General features: G+C 70.9%; 13 protein-coding genes and 2 pseudogenes. 8 read left to right on the top strand and 7 right to left on the bottom strand.

The window, feature by feature from the left end:
• Positions 1 to 30 precede the first annotated feature (30 nt).
• Positions 31 to 1785, bottom strand: coding sequence for a cytochrome c oxidase subunit I (ctaD, locus tag KPL57_RS09625; protein WP_226351302.1), 1755 nt, complete (start codon positions 1783 to 1785; stop codon positions 31 to 33).
• A 275-nt stretch (positions 1786 to 2060) separates the two neighbouring features.
• Positions 2061 to 2864: a PIG-L family deacetylase gene (locus KPL57_RS09620; protein ID WP_226351301.1), complete on the bottom strand. Its 804-nt coding sequence runs from the start codon at positions 2862 to 2864 to the stop codon at positions 2061 to 2063.
• A 126-nt stretch (positions 2865 to 2990) separates the two neighbouring features.
• Between KPL57_RS09620 and KPL57_RS09615 the strand changes: the two genes are divergently transcribed.
• From KPL57_RS09615 to KPL57_RS09600, 6 genes and pseudogenes are all read left to right on the top strand, one after another.
• Entirely contained in the window at positions 2991 to 3254 is a 264-nt protein-coding gene (locus KPL57_RS09615) for a hypothetical protein (RefSeq protein ID WP_226351300.1), read from the top strand.
• A gap of 64 nt (positions 3255 to 3318) precedes the next feature.
• Complete coding sequence (locus KPL57_RS66165) at positions 3319 to 3882, top strand: AMP-binding protein (protein WP_308252837.1); 564 nt, start codon at positions 3319 to 3321, stop codon at positions 3880 to 3882.
• Positions 3879 to 4403: pseudogene (locus KPL57_RS66160) on the top strand (AMP-binding protein); the annotation flags it as partial. The gene KPL57_RS66165 and the pseudogene KPL57_RS66160, both read left to right, overlap by 4 nt.
• The gene (locus KPL57_RS71925) at positions 4286 to 4681 is read left to right on the top strand and encodes a hypothetical protein (RefSeq protein ID WP_374203684.1); all 396 of its coding nucleotides are present in this window, start codon (positions 4286 to 4288) and stop codon (positions 4679 to 4681) included. The pseudogene KPL57_RS66160 and the gene KPL57_RS71925, both read left to right, overlap by 118 nt.
• Positions 4682 to 4758: 77 nt before the next feature.
• A complete protein-coding gene (locus tag KPL57_RS09605) occupies positions 4759 to 5451 on the top strand; it encodes a hypothetical protein (RefSeq protein ID WP_226351299.1) in 693 nt (230 codons plus the stop codon).
• Between the two features lie 447 nt (positions 5452 to 5898).
• Positions 5899 to 7574, top strand: a pseudogene (locus tag KPL57_RS09600) (IS1634 family transposase).
• On the opposite strand, the gene KPL57_RS09595 reads toward KPL57_RS09600, so the two are convergent.
• The 3 genes from KPL57_RS09595 to KPL57_RS09585 all read right to left on the bottom strand — a co-directional run bounded on the left by KPL57_RS09595 (position 7571) and on the right by KPL57_RS09585 (position 9525).
• On the bottom strand, positions 7571 to 7894 hold the full coding sequence (locus KPL57_RS09595) for a transposase family protein (RefSeq protein ID WP_226351298.1): 324 nt from the start codon (positions 7892 to 7894) through the stop codon (positions 7571 to 7573). The pseudogene KPL57_RS09600 and the gene KPL57_RS09595 sit on opposite strands and share 4 nt — an antisense overlap.
• A gap of 194 nt (positions 7895 to 8088) precedes the next feature.
• Positions 8089 to 8718, bottom strand: a complete 630-nt coding sequence (locus KPL57_RS09590) for an IS607 family transposase (protein ID WP_226351297.1) — start codon at positions 8716 to 8718, stop codon at positions 8089 to 8091.
• 33 nt (positions 8719 to 8751) lie between these two features.
• Positions 8752 to 9525: a hypothetical protein gene (locus KPL57_RS09585; RefSeq protein WP_226351296.1), complete on the bottom strand. Its 774-nt coding sequence runs from the start codon at positions 9523 to 9525 to the stop codon at positions 8752 to 8754.
• Positions 9526 to 9766: 241 nt separating this feature from the next.
• Here KPL57_RS09585 and KPL57_RS09580 point away from each other — a divergent pair, with 241 nt between their 5' ends.
• Positions 9767 to 11278 (top strand): APC family permease, encoded by a 1512-nt coding sequence (locus KPL57_RS09580; RefSeq protein ID WP_226351295.1) that lies wholly within the window; start codon positions 9767 to 9769, stop codon positions 11276 to 11278.
• 22 nt (positions 11279 to 11300) lie between these two features.
• Here the strand turns inward: KPL57_RS09580 and KPL57_RS09575 are convergent, their stop codons facing one another.
• Positions 11301 to 12554 (bottom strand): FAD-dependent monooxygenase, encoded by a 1254-nt coding sequence (locus tag KPL57_RS09575; protein ID WP_226351294.1) that lies wholly within the window; start codon positions 12552 to 12554, stop codon positions 11301 to 11303.
• A 134-nt stretch (positions 12555 to 12688) separates the two neighbouring features.
• Positions 12689 to 13279, bottom strand: a complete 591-nt coding sequence (locus KPL57_RS69530; protein ID WP_226351293.1) for an FAD-dependent monooxygenase — start codon at positions 13277 to 13279, stop codon at positions 12689 to 12691.
• A 197-nt stretch (positions 13280 to 13476) separates the two neighbouring features.
• Between KPL57_RS69530 and KPL57_RS09565 the strand changes: the two genes are divergently transcribed.
• Complete coding sequence (locus KPL57_RS09565) at positions 13477 to 14031, top strand: hypothetical protein (RefSeq protein WP_226351292.1); 555 nt, start codon at positions 13477 to 13479, stop codon at positions 14029 to 14031.
• Positions 14032 to 14134: the final 103 nt, after the last annotated feature.

The raw sequence follows: 14134 nt of genomic DNA, 5'->3' as shown, positions 1-14134 counted from the left end.
GCCGGGCCGGACCGGGAAGTACTGGGGTCACTACTTCGACTTGGGGTCGCTGTCCGGCATGGACTCCTTGCCGACCTCCTGCGCGAGCACCTCGCTCGGGTGCGCCCGGTTGCCGACGTGCGCCTCGGCGCGCGCCTTCTCGACCAGGTGCGGGTAGTGCAGGTCGAACGCCGGGCGCTCGGAGCGGATCCGGGGCAGCTCGGTGAAGTTGTGCCGCGGCGGCGGCGACGAGGTGGCCCACTCCAGCGAGTTGCCGAAGCCCCACGGGTCGTCGACGGTGCAGACCCGGCCGAACCGGTAGCTCTTGAAGACGTTGTAGAAGAACGGCAGCGTCGAGGCGCCGAGGATGAACGCGCCGATCGAGGAGATCGTGTTCAGCGTCGTGAAGCCGTCCGAGGGCAGGTAGTCCGCGTAGCGACGCGGGTAGCCCTCGTTGCCCAGCCAGTGCTGCACCAGGAACGTCAGGTGGAACCCGACGAAGGTCAGCCAGAAGTGGATCTTGCCGAGCTTCTCGTCGAGGAAGCGGCCGGTCATCTTCGGGAACCAGAAGTAGATCCCGCCGAAGGTCGCGAACACGATCGTGCCGTAGAGCACGTAGTGGAAGTGCGCGACCACGAAGTAGGTGTCCGACACGTGGAAGTCCACCGGCGGCATCGCGAGCAGGATGCCGGTCAGGCCGCCGAAGAGGAACGTGACGAGGAAGCCGACCGAGAACAGCATCGGCGTCTCGTAGGTGATCTTGCCCTTCCACAAGGTGCCGATCCAGTTGACGAACTTGACGCCCGTCGGGATGGCGATGAGGAACGTGGTGAAGGCGAAGAACGAGAGCATGATCGCGCCGGTGGCGTACATGTGGTGCGCCCACACCGCGACCGACAGCGCCGCGATGGCGATGGTCGCGAAGACCAGGCCCTTGTAACCGAAGATCGGCTTGCGGGCGAACACCGGGAAGATCTCGGACACGATGCCGAAGAACGGCAACGCGACGATGTAGACCTCCGGATGGCCGAAGAACCAGAACAGGTGCTGCCAGAGCACCACACCGCCGTTGGCGGGGTTGAAGATCTGGGCGCCGAGGTGGCGGTCCGCGGCCAGCGCGAGCAGCGCGGCGGTCAGGATCGGGAACGCGATCAGCACCAGCAGCGCGGTGATGAAGATGTTCCAGGTGAAGATCGGCATCCGGAACATCGTCATGCCCGGCGCGCGCATGCAGACGATGGTCGTCACTAAGTTGACGCCACCCAGGATCGTGCCCAGACCGGAGACGACCAGACCCATGATCCAGAGGTCACCGCCCGGCCCCGGCGACCGCACCGCGTCCGACAGCGGGGTGTAGGCGAACCAGCCGAAGTCCGCCGCGCCGCCCGGGGTCAGGAAGCCGGAGACGACGATGATGCCGCCGAACAGGTACAGCCAGTAGGAGAACGAGTTGAGCCGCGGGAACGCGACGTCGGGGGCACCGATCTGCAGCGGCACGATGTAGTTCGCGAAACCGAAGACGATCGGCGTCGCGAACAGCAGCAGCATGATCGTGCCGTGCATGGTGAACAGCTGGTTGTACTGCTCGGTCGACAGGAACTGCAGCTCCGGCCGTGCGAGCTCGGCGCGGATCAGCAGCGCCATGACACCGCCGACGGCGAAGAAGCCGAACGACGTCGTCAGATAGAGGATCGCGATGTCCTTCGGGTCCGTCGTCCTCAACATCTTGAGGAACGTGGATCCCTTGCCCTCACGCCGCGCCGGATACGGGCGCGTCGAGATCGGCTTGGGCTCGACGGCTGTCACCTGGGCCTCCATGCACTTGCCTGACCTGAGCACGTCCTCGCGGACGGGCAGACTCTACTTCCCGACCGGCGAGCGGCGCCCGTCCGGTCCGGGAGATCCACTTCGTGGGTCCCGGCTCGTCGCACGGCGCGCGCCGATTGTGCTCTACGGAGAGTAGAACCGACAGTCCCCGACCGCGCACTCAGGGCGCCCTTCACCCGGACCGGCAGGTGGGCGAGGGCCCGCGACGGTGGCGGCGTGGCGCTCCCGGCACTGCCCGGAACCGGCGCGGGGCGTCACCGCAGCGGCTCGAAGACCTCGGTCCAGAGCTCCGGCGCGCTGGCCGGGTTGGGCTGGGCGTCGACGATGTAGAACTCGGTGCCCAGCCCCATCGCGAACACCGGGTCCGGCATCGCCAGCAGGAAGTGGTCGGGCCCCATCTGGCTGGCGTGTGCGCGCATCGAGGCGCGCTTGGCCTCGGCGTACTCGACGGCCTCGACCCGGTGGGTGATCTCGGACTCGGGCTTGCCGAACGACGGGTCGTCGGGGATGTCGAGGGAGAAGTCGGCGCCGCCGTCGGCGCGCAGCCCCTTCATCCCGCGCAGCAGCCAGTCCCGGTTGGTGGTGTTCTGCGCGACGACCGGCACCCCGGCGAGCTCGCCCGCGCGGGCACCCACCCGGTGCACCTGGATGTGGTCGGGGTGGCCGTATCCGCCGTTGTCGTCGTAGGTGGTGAGGACGTCGGCCTCCTCCTCCTCGAGGATCAGCGCGAGCCGCTTGGCCGCGTGCTCCACCGAGGCCTGCCAGAAGCAGTACGGGGCGTCGTTGGACGGCTCGCCCATCATCCCGGAGTCGACGTAGCCGAGGAACTCCACGCGGGCCGCACCCAGCACGCGGGCCGACTCGTGGCACTCCGCGGAGCGGCGCACCGGCAGCTGCTCCCCCTCGGCCAGGACGCCGGGCACCGGCTCCCCCAGCTCGCCACGGGTGGCGAAGACGAGGACGACGCGGTGGCCGAGCGCGGCGGCCTTGGCGAGCGTGCCCGCGGTGCCGATCGACTCGTCGTCGGGATGGGCATGGAAGCTGACGAGGGTCCCCACGACGGTGAGCCTAGGAGCCGACCCCGCCCGCCCCGCACCGGGCCGTCGTCGATCTACAGACCGTTGACGCGCCGTCGGATGTGTGTAGCATCACAGCTCCCCGAACCGGCACAGGAGCCACCCACCATGGCCGATGTCGTCAGCGTCGACAACGTCGATTCCCGCCGCACCACCGTGCCCGTCCCCCGCAGCGCGCAGGAGGCGCCGGTGTTCAACGCCGCCGCGCACCTGACCGCGGCCAGGGTCGAGGCCGGGGACGGCGCCCGCACCGCCGTCCGGTACCCCGGCGGCTCGCTCAGCTACGCCGCCCTGACCGACCGGGTCCGGCTCGTCGCCGGAGCCCTGCGCCGGGCGGCGGCGTACGGCCCGAGCAGCGGGTGCTGCTCGTGATGCCCGACGACGTCGAGCTGTTCACCGCGATCCTCGCGACCCTGTGGGCCGGCGCGGTGTCGCCGTGCCCTGCTCGACGATGCTGACCGGGCGCGAGCTGGCCGTGCTCGTCCGGGACTCGCGGGCGACCACGGTGATCGGCGGCGAGGCGTTCGCCGCGCACCTCACCGAGGCCGTCGCGCAGGCGCCCGACCTGGAGCGCGTGGTGCTCACCGGGGCGGACCCGCTGGTCACCGGGGCCACCTCGCTCACCTGGGACGCGCTGCTCGACGGCGCCGACCCGCTGCCCGAGCCGCACCCGACCTGGCCGGAGTCCCAGGCGCTGTGGCTCTACACCTCGGGCACGACCGGCAAGCCCAAGGGCGCCATGCACCGGCACGACGACATCCGGTTCGTCGCCGACACCTACGGCCGGCAGGTCCTCGGCATCCGTCGCGACGACGTCTGTCTGTCGGTCGCGAAGCTGTTCTTCGCCTACGGCATCGGCAACTCGATGTTCTTCCCGCTGTCGGTCGGCGCCTGCACGGTCCTCGAACCGTCCCGGCCGGACCCGGAGCACTACTCCCGCCTCGTCGAGCAGCACGGCGCGACGCTGTTCTTCGCCGTCCCCAGCTTCTGGGCCCGATGATCGCCGCCGGGCTGCCGCGCGAGCGGTTCGCCACCGTGCGCCGCGGCGCCTCGGCGGGCGAGGCGCTGCCCGCGCGGATGTTCCACGGTGTGCTCGACCGCTACGGCTTCGAGGTCCTCGACGGCATCGGCTCCACCGAGGCACTGCACATCTTCATCTCCAAACGGCCGGGCGAGGTCGTCCCGGGCAGCTCCGGCTTCCCGGTACCCGGCTACGAGGTGGAGCTGCGACGGCCGGACGGCAGCGTCATCGACGGCCCCGGCGAGCAGGGCATGCTCTACGTCGCGGGCGACTCGGTGTGCACCGGCTACTGGTGTCGCACCGAGGTCAACCGCGCGGTGTTCCAGGGCCGCTGGATGCGCACCGGCGACCAGTACGTCCGCGGCGAGGACGGGTCGTGGACCTGCCTGGGCCGGGCCGACGACGTCCTCAAGGTCGGGGGCATCTGGGTCTCCCCCGGCGAGGTCGAGACCCGCCTGCTGGAGCACCCGGGGCTCGTGGAGGCGGTCGTCGTCGGGATCCCGGACGACGACGGACTGGACAAGCCGGTCGCGTTCGTGGTGCCCCGCGACCGGCGGCGGCGCCGTCGGAGAGCGAGCTGGTCGCGTTCTGCCGCGAGGGGCTGGCCGCGTTCAAGCGGCCGCGCGCCGTGGTCACCGTCGACGAGCTGCCCAAGACCCCCACCGGGAAGATCCAGCGCTACGGCTGCGCGCGCACGCGGCCGCCCTGCCGGGGGCCGCCGGCCGCCCCGGCACCACGGAGACCGTGGTCTGAGGCCCCTCCGGGTGTCTCGATGTAGGACGTTCGCTCGACCCGGAGTGCCCCGCCGGGGTTCACTCACCGGACACACCGACGGCGAGGAGGCCGCGTGGACACGTGGGACTGGATCCCGGAGACCCCCGCGACCTGGGACGACCGCAAGCGCCGGGTGCTCGACGGGCTCGACCCCGCGCTGTTCGGCCTCGGCCGGCCCGGGACGGCGACCCGCTCGGCGACGAGTGGTGGCGCGTCGAGGACGCCGACGGCGCGACCGTCGCCTACGGCAGGCTCGACGGCAGCTGGGGCGACGCCGAGATCCTGGTCCTGGTCGCCCCCGCTGCCCGGCACACCGGCGTCGGCTCGTTCGTGCTGGAGCGTCTGGAGGCCGAGGCGGGCCGGCGGCGGCTGAACTACCTCTACAACGTCGTGCCGCACGGCCACCCCGACCCCGAGCCGGTGACCGGCTGGCTCACCGCGCGGGGCTTCGTCCGCAACGACACGGGTGAGCTGCGCAAGCAGGTCCCGTCCGCGGCGGTGCGCAACGGGGCTGAGACCCGGACCCCGGCGGTGACTCGGACCCCGGCGGTGACTCAGGCCCCGGCGGTCCGCAGCGCGGTCTCCAGGATCCGCCGGGCCGCGCCGCAGGGATCCGTCGGGGCCGACGCGACCACCGACAGGGCCCCCGACCCGGCGTCGACGACGGCCATGCAGGTGCCCTCGGTCTCCGACACCGCGGCGCGGCGCCCGTCGAGGGTCTCCTCGGTGAGGGTGCTGCCCTGGGCCCGCAGCTGGGCGAGACCGGCGTCGTAGGCGCCGGGCTGCGCGGCGACGATCAGCGTGGTCGGGATCGAGTACGAGAACCCGGTCGTTCCCCCGCCGGTGCCGGCGGTGTCCCAGCGGCAGCTGGGGGCGGGCTGTCCCGTGGCCCTTCCCCGGCCCGGTGAGGCCGAGGCCGGACAGCTCGCCGTCGGGGACGAGGGAGCAGGGCGGCACCGAGAGGTTCGCGTCCGCGGGGGCGCGGCCGTGGCCGACGGCGGATCGCCGCCCGCGCCGGCGCACCCGGCGAGCAGGGACACGGCCACGGTGGCGAGCGCGAGGCCCGCGAGCTGGGGTCGATTCACGAATGGATCATGCACGCGCCGGACCTGACTTTGGTCACCCGAGCCTGGTTTCGCAGCTTGTACTGCGCTGAGCTGCGGTGATGTGTTTGCGCGGGAGCGGTGTGAGGCACTAATTCGGTGCTCTACGCTCGGTCAGGTGGCGTGGGTGAGGCGGGTACGGACGGCCTCCGGGGCCGACGCGGTCCAGATCGCCGAGTCCGTGCAGGCCATCGACGGATCGTGGCCCATGTCGGGTCAGCGCACACCGAGGCCGAGCTGGGCCTGCTGGTCGAGCAGGCCCGTGGGCTGATCGACGACGCTGCACAGCAGGCCCTGGATCTGGGCGTCGCGCCGTCACCCCGGCGGGCCGAGCTGATCGCGCCCACCGCGGCCGGCGGTGCCACGCAGGAGGGGCTGTTCGGCCAGATGCCGCGGCGCGCCCCGAGCACCACAACCCGGCGGGTGGGTGCGCCGCAGGTGATCACGACCGGGTCGCGGGTGCTGTTCGACATCCTCGCCGAGGTCTACGCGGGCCTCGGGTTCGCAGAGGTCGCTGATGACACGTTCCGCGACCTGGTGATCGCCCGGATCGTCGAGCCCACGTCCATCCTGGACACCGGTCGGGTGCTGGCCGGTCTGGGCGTCACCGCGGCGAGCGAAAAGACGATGCGCCGCACCCTGCTGCGCTGCACCGGGCGCAGCTACCGCGACGAGATCGCGAGGGCCTGCTTCACCCACGCCCGTGGCAGTGGGGATGTGTCGTTGTGTCTCTACGACGTCACCACCCTCTACTTCGAGGCGGAGAAGGAGGACGACCTGCGCAAGGTCGGGTTCTCCAAGGAACGCCGGGTCGACCCGCAGGTCGTCGTCGGGCTGCTGGTCGATCGCGCAGGGTTCCCCCTCGAGATCGGCTGTTTCGAGGGCAACAAGACCGAGACCGCGACGATCCTGCCGATCATCGAGGCCTTCCGGGCCCGACACCAGCTGCCGGTCGAGCCGGGCGGGATGGTCGTGGTCGCCGACGCAGGGATGCTCTCGGCCGCGAACCTGCGCGACCTCGACGAGGCCGGCCTGCGGTTCATCGTCGGCTCCCGACTCACCAAGGCCCCGGTTGACCTGGAGTCGCACTTCCACTGGCACGGCGACGCCTTCGTCGACGGGCAGATCATCGACACCCTCACACCACGCGACCGCCGCACCGGGCGCAGCGAGAACAGCCCGAAGGTCAAGGCCGAGCCCGTCTGGAACCCCAACCAGCATCCGGGATCCTGGCGGGCGGTCTGGGCCTACTCCACGAAGCGGGCCGTCCGGGACCGGCGCACGTTGACCCTGCAGGAGAACCGGGCCCGCGAGGTCATCGCCGGCGAGAAGCCCGCGCGCACACCGCGGTTCGTCAAGGTCACCAACGGCTCCCGCGCCCTGGACGAGGCCTCCTTGGCTCGGGCATACCGGTTGGTCGGGTTGAAGGGCTACGTGACCAACATCCCGGCCGGCGGCGCAGCGGCCGGGGAGATCATCGGCGACTACCACGACCTCTGGCACGTCGAGCAGTCCTTCCGGATGAGCAAAACCGACCTACGCGCCCGCCCGATGTTCCACCACCAACGCCAGTCCATCGAAGCGCACCTGACCATCGTGTTCACCGCCCTCGCAGTCGCCCGCGAGATCCAGAACCGCACCGGGCTCACCATCCGCAACGTCGTCCGCCAGCTCCGACCACTGCGCTCGGCCACCATCGCCATCAACGGCACCCAGCAGACCTTCCCGCCCGCCGTCCCCGCCGACAAACAGGCCCTCCTCGACGCGCTCCGTCAGCCCGCGGCGAAGCACTAAGACAAGTGACCGAAGTCAGGAGAGATCCGTAGACGCTCCTCCGCAGTCGGAACTACACTCCGCAGCGCCTGCGCCAGCAACGGTGTCACCCCCGCGATCGCTCGACTGACCGTCGACTGCGACACCCCGTAGGTTTCCGCCAACTCCCACTGCACACGATTCCCGCGCAGATACGCCAACGTGATCACCACCGACCAGAACAATCCCAGAATCGGCGGCCAAGGCCGTCGCAGGCCAGTCGCGTTCCGCTGATCCTGCTCATGCACCAGAGCGGCAAGATCCTGAATCTCATCACGCCGAAAGCCAGTGGTATAGTACATACTGCGACAGCCCATTCATCTCGGATTGATTCGACAAACCAATCTTCGCGATGGACGGGCTGTCGCCCAACCCGACACGCCGGGCTAGATCGTTATTTCACGGGCCCTGAATAAGCCTCCAGACACTTCACACACTGCTCGTGAAGCTCGAGATGTCGTTGAAGACGTCAATACATTGGATTTCTGCCAACCCGTCACGTCGGAGGTCCCTGCTCCTGCAGGCGTGCCTGCGCGGCATCAAGCAGTCGTTGCTGATTCGTCTTTGACCGCAACTGATAGAACCGACCAGAAAAGGACGCAAGTAACGCCATGAAGTCATCCATCAGCTCTTCAAGCAGCGACTTGTCCGCATGAGCATGAACAGTCTCAACTGCAACTCCGACCTGCGCCAGATACCGCTCAATATAGGCGACACCAAACCGAGCCAGTCGGTCACGCCACACTACGCGAACTACCGTGAACCGCCCAGCAGCGGCGTCATCAAGTAGCCGAGTCAACCCCTTCCGATTTTCTCGCAAACCGGACGCGCGATCACGATACACTCGGAATACTGTCCCCCTGGACGTCTCCCGCAACACCGATTCCTGGTTCGCCAACGACGACTCCTGACCCGTCGAACCAGAAACACGACAATACAACGCCTCAACCCGCTCCGCCGCTTCCGGCTGAATCGGTTCGCGCCCAAGGAAGACATCAAGATCAGCACGATCAAACAAACGCTGACCAGAGGCTGAAACTCGACACGGCAGCCGACCCTCTCGGGCAGCCTTCCGAACACCCACCACCGACATGCCCATGTACTCGGCAGCTCGCGCTATACGCATCTAAAGCAGTATGAGCTAGTACCGGATACTTTGTCAACAGTCGATGAGCGTCCAGCCGTTCTTCTCCGCCACCACCCCGGGCAGCGCCGGACGGACACCCGAGCGGCCGTCCGGGGTGACCGCGTCGAGGTCGGCCAGCAGGACGTCCCCGCCCGGCCACTCCGGTGCGCGGTCGCGCACGCAGGCCAGGATCCGGGCCGCGTCGAGCGCGGTGATCTGGGTGTAGGACCACCACCCCGGCCGCGACGTCGACACCTCCACCCCGCACTCCTCGTCCAGCCGCGCGGTGCTCGCGTCCCGCCCGAGAGCGCGGTAGAGCCGCTCGGCGGCGTCGTCGTCGGAGGCGCGCACGGCGGCGGAGATGTCGGCCCGCTGGTCGGCCGTCACCGGGCGGCCCGCCTGCGCGGCGGCGCGCAGGGTGTCCGCCGCCAGCCATGCCTTGATCGTGGACTCGGCCTCGAAACGCGTGGTCGCGGCGTCCGCCGAGCCTGTCCACCGGCCGTCGTCGGTGTCGAGCAGCGCCCAGGACAGGGTGAGGTCGTCCTCGCCCTCGCGGTCGACGAGCAGCGATCCGGGTGCGAGGTCGAGCGGGTCGGCGGTGGCGGATCCGGTCATCGCCGCGAGCAGCCCGCGCAGGGTGTCCGGGCCGGGTGCCGCGTCGTCGTCGGGGCCGGTCGTCGAGCTCTGGTGCTGCGCCGACACGACGGCGCTGCCCCCAGGGCGTGGGACCGGACCGTCCGAGGCCACGCCGGCGCCCCACAGCGCGGACACCGCCACCACCACCGCGACGACCACGGCCACCGACACACGGGCACGGGAATCCCGTCCACGGCGTCGCTCAGGTCCGGACACGACCCCTCCGGTCGCGGACGACCGGACGGCCGTCCCGGCCTCGATGGTGCACCGCCGAACGGCGATCCGGACACGGAGGACGGAGGGTTCACACAGGATTTTCAGGATGCGCCCCGCGCTCCGCCCGGCACCGCACCCCGTACCGGCATACCGTGCCGCAACGATCGACCGACCGACGACGAGTGGGGGTGGCGGCGTGGGCTGGACGCGCACGATGCCGGTGGAACGGATCCTGGCCAGGGGCAGAGCCGGCGACGGCTCCGAGGACGCCGGCGGCGAGGGGCGGGGCACGCCGCTCAAGCGCACGCTGAAGGCCCGTGACCTGGTCGGTTTCGGCGTCGGCATCATCATCGGTACCGGGATCTTCACCCTGGCCGGGGTCGAGGCCCAGCAGCACGCGGGCCCCGCGGTGACGTTGTCGTTCCTGATCGGCGCGGTCGTCGCCGGGCTCGCCGCCGTCTGCTACGCCGAGCTGGCCTCCTCCGTCCCGACGGCGGGCTCGGCCTACACCTACGCCTTCGCCACCCTCGGCGAGGTCTTCGCCTGGATCATCGGCTGGGACCTGCTGCTGGAGTTCGGCCTCGGCCTCGCCGTCGTCTCCCGCAGCTGGTCGGGCTACCTGGCGTCGCTGTTCGGGCTGCCGACGGAGTGGTTCGGGGAGGACGCGACGATCAACGTCGGCGCGGTGCTGATCATCGCGGTGCTGACCGTCGTCGCGGTCGCGGGCATCCAGCAGTCGTCACGGCTGACGAACCTGCTGGTCCTGGTGAAGCTCGCGGTCTGCGTGCTGATCCTGGCCGTCGGCGTGTTCTACATCGACCCGGCCAACCTGCAGCCGTTCATCCCGCCGGCCCAGGCGCCGGAGGACGGCGGCTCGGTCTTCACACAGCCGATCATCTCCGGGGTGTTCGGGCTCGCCCCGACCGTGTTCGGCGTCGGCGGCATGCTCACCGCGGCCGCGGTGGTCTTCTTCGCCTACACCGGGTTCGAGGCGCTGGCCAACCTCGGGGAGGAGGCCGAGCGCCCCAACCGCGACCTGAAGGTCGGACTGCTCGGCGCGCTCGCCATCTGCGCGGTGCTCTACGTCGGCGTCTCGCTCGTGCTCACCGGGATGGTGTCCTACACCGAGATCGACACCGGCGCGCCGCTCGCGTCGGCGTTCGCCGGCGTCGGACTGCCGTGGGTGGGCGCGCTCATCGCGCTCGGCGCGGTCACCGGTCTGACCTCGGTGATGATGGTGGAGCTCGTGACGATCGGCCGGATCGGCTTCGCGATGGGCCGCGACGGCCTGCTGCCGAAGGCCATCGGCACCGCGCACCCCCGGTGGGGCACCCCGCACCGCATGACGATCATCGGCGGTGTCGTCTGCGCGGTGATCGCGGCGTTCACCCCGATCACCGCGCTGGCCGACATGGTGTCGATCGGCGCGCTCTCGGCGATGATCATCGTCGCCGTCGCGGTGCCGGTGCTGCGCCGGACCCGCCCCGACCTCGACCGGCCGTTCACGGTGCCGTTCTCGCCGGTGGTGCCGGTGATCACCGCGATCGCGTGCCTCTACCTGATGCTGAACCTGAACCTGGACACGTGGATCCGGTTCGCCGTCTGGCTGGCGCTCGGCCTGGTGGTCTACGCCCTCTACGGCCGCAGGCACTCCTTCCTCGCACGCGAGGAGCAGGAGGGCTCCGGGGCCGGGCGGGACCGGGACTGAGCCGGCCCCGCCGGGCCGCGGATCAGCGGTGCAGGGCCTCGCGGGGGGTGATCTCCCCGCGGGCCAGCGCCCGACGGACGCGGCGCGCCGCGGTCAGCCTGCGCCGGACCTGACGGACCGGCTCGACCTGGGTCGCACGGTGCAGACGCTCGTTGAGCCGGCCCTGGTCGTGGCGGCGGTCGAGCAGCGACCAGGAGAAGGCCAGCGCGTCCTCGGCGCCCTCGAGACGCTCGGGGACGGTCTCGAACCACTCCATGCTCGCCCGGGCCATCCGCTGGACCGGTGCCATCGCGGCGCGGCGGCGGGCGTCGTACCCGGCGAGGGCGGCCTCGACGTCGTCGGTGCCGCGGGTCCCGCGCGGGTACAGCTCCTCGGCCAGCGCGATCGAGTCGGCGACGGCGAGGACCGTGCCCGAGCCGATGGCGAAGTGGGTGGTGTGGGCCGCGTCGCCGGCGAGGACGACGTTGCCGTCGCGCCAGGACATGTTCCGGACCTCGCGGAACTGCAGCCACGGCGAGGAGCCCATGCCGGGCGGGGCGATCAGCGAGTGCCCGTCGAGCGAGCGGGAGAAGACGCCCTCGAGCATCCGCATGGCCTCGTCGGGCGCCATCGTGTCGAGCCCCAGCCCCGCCCAGGTCTGCGGCGTGCACTCCACGATGCAGGTGCTGACGCAGTCCGCGGCCGGGTAGGCGTGGAACCAGATCCAGCCGGCATGGGTCTTCTCGAACGCGAAGGTGAACGGCCGGAACGGCTTGCTCGTGCCGAACCAGACGTAGCGGTTGGAACCGTGGGAGATCCGGGTCCCGAAGGTGTCGGCCCGCGCGGCGCGGATCGCGGACCCGACCCCGTCGGCGGCGACGACGACGTCCGCGTCCGCGGTCAGCGGATCGCGCGCGATGTCACCGTCCACGGCGACGGCCGTGTCGAACATGAGCTTCACGCCGACCTGGCGGGCCCGCTCGGCCAGCACCTCCAGCAGCCGCGCGCGGCCGATGGAGTAGCCGTAGCGACCGCCGAGGTGCACCGGGCGCCCGGAGACCTCCACGACCTGGGAGTCCCACACGTGCGCCGCAGCCCGCACCTTCTCGGCCCCGAGGGGGTCGGTGCGGAAGAGCTCGTCGAGGATGTCCTCACCGAGCGTGACCGCGAAGCCGGAGGCGGTGCCGGGCGCGTTGCGCTCCGCGAGGACGATCTCGTCCTGCTCGCCCGACCGGAGCCGGGCCAGGATCGAGAAGTACAGACCGGCCGGCCCACCACCGACGACCACGATCTTCACACCGGACCTCCATCGGATGTCATCGATCTGGGACGCAACGACCCTACGAACGCGGCGGACCCGTGTGGACACCGGGTCCGCCACGATCGGTGACGCTGCGCGTGCCGTCGGCGAGCGGTTTCGCGCCGGAACTCCTAGCTCTGCCGCCCGCGCAGGGCCGACCGCCGGACGCGGCGGGCGGTGGTCAGCCCGCGCCGCACCTGACGCAGCGCGGGAACCTGGGTGGCCCGGTGCAGGGTGCGGTGGATGCGACCCATGTCGCCCCGGCGGTCGGTGAGCGACCAGGCGAACTCGACGGGGTCGGTGACCTGCTCGAGCTGGCGCCCGGCCTGCTCGAACCACTGCATGTTCCGCCGGGCGGCGTCCTGGATCGGGCCGATCTCCGCGCGCCGCCGGGCGTCGTAGGCCGAGAGCGCGGCACCGCGGCCGTTCGGGCAGGTCAGGTCCGCCGCGGCCGTCTGGCCCGCGACGCCGTAGAGGGCGTCGACCAGACCCATCGAGTCCTGCATCGCCAGCACGGTGCCCGAGCCGATCCCGAAGTGCGTGGTGTGCGCGGCGTCGCCGGCCAGCACGAGGTCGCCGGCGCGCCAGGTCCGGTTGCGGACCTCGCGGAAGCGCAGCCAGGGCTTCTCCCCCAGCCCGCCGAGGGGCTCGATGAGCCGGCGCCCGGCCAGCGTGCGGTGGAAGACCGACTCGACGAGCCGGACGGCGTCGGCCCCGGACATGTGGTCCAGGCCCAGCCCTCCCAGGTGTCGGGCTCGCACTCCACGATGCAGGTGCTGACCCCGTTGGACGACGGGTAGAGGTGGATCCACATCCAGCCCGCGTCGGTCGGCTGGAAGTCCCAGACGAAGGTGTCCGAGTCACTGTCGGCGCCGAGCCAGATGTAGGGGTTCGTGCCCTCGTCGACAGTGGTGCCGAAGTGCTCGGCGCGCGCGGTGCGGATCCGGCTGCCGACGCCGTCGGCCGCGACGACCAGGTCGGCGTCGAGGGACTCGCGCTCGACCGGGGAGCCGTACTCGATCTTCACGCCCAGCTGCTCGGCCCGGCGCGCCAGCACGTCGAGCAGGTCGACGCGGGCGATCGCGTAGCCGTACTTGCCGCCGACGTGCACCGGGCGGTGGTCGGCGACCCGGATCTCCTGGGCGTTCCACAGCCGGGACGCGCGACGCAGGGCCTCACCGCCCTCGGGGTCGTTGCGGAACGCGTCGTCGAGCATGTCCTCGCCGTAGGTGACGGCGAACCCGTGGGTCCGCCCCGCCTCGTTGCGTTCGTACACGACGACCTCGTCGCGTCCCCCGGACCGGAGCCTGGCGAGAACCGCCAGGTACAGACCGGCCGGCCCACCTCCTGCGCAGGCGGTACGCACGCAGACCCCCTTCGGTTCATCAGGTCACCGGAAGAAATGAACCGTAGCGCAGGGGTTGCGGAGCGCGACGGGGTGTGTATGTCCGCAGTGTCCGACCCCGTCCGGTGACGGACCGTCCGGCGCCCCTCCCCCGGCACCCGGCTGGTCGACCCCTGGTTAGCGTGGAGGTGTGCACGCACTCAGCGGGACCTCCCACGCCGCCGTCCGGCGG

Source organism: Pseudonocardia sp. ICBG601, from assembly GCF_020496245.1.
The sequence above is the reverse complement of the archived record's forward strand: the minus strand, read 5'-3'. Positions and strand labels throughout refer to the sequence as shown.

Bases quoted from the DNA above. Each gene is read 5' to 3' on its own strand.
- KPL57_RS09615 (WP_226351300.1), top strand. From the start codon at position 2,991: ATGGCCGATGTCGTCAGCGTCGACAACGTCGATTCCCGCCGCACCACC.
- KPL57_RS09595 (WP_226351298.1), bottom strand. From the start codon at position 7,894: ATGTACTATACCACTGGCTTTCGGCGTGATGAGATTCAGGATCTTGCC.
- KPL57_RS69530 (WP_226351293.1), bottom strand. From the start codon at position 13,279: ATGTCCGGGGCCGACGCCGTCCGGCTCGTCGAGTCGGTCTTCCACCGC.
- KPL57_RS09590 (WP_226351297.1), bottom strand. From the start codon at position 8,718: ATGCGTATAGCGCGAGCTGCCGAGTACATGGGCATGTCGGTGGTGGGT.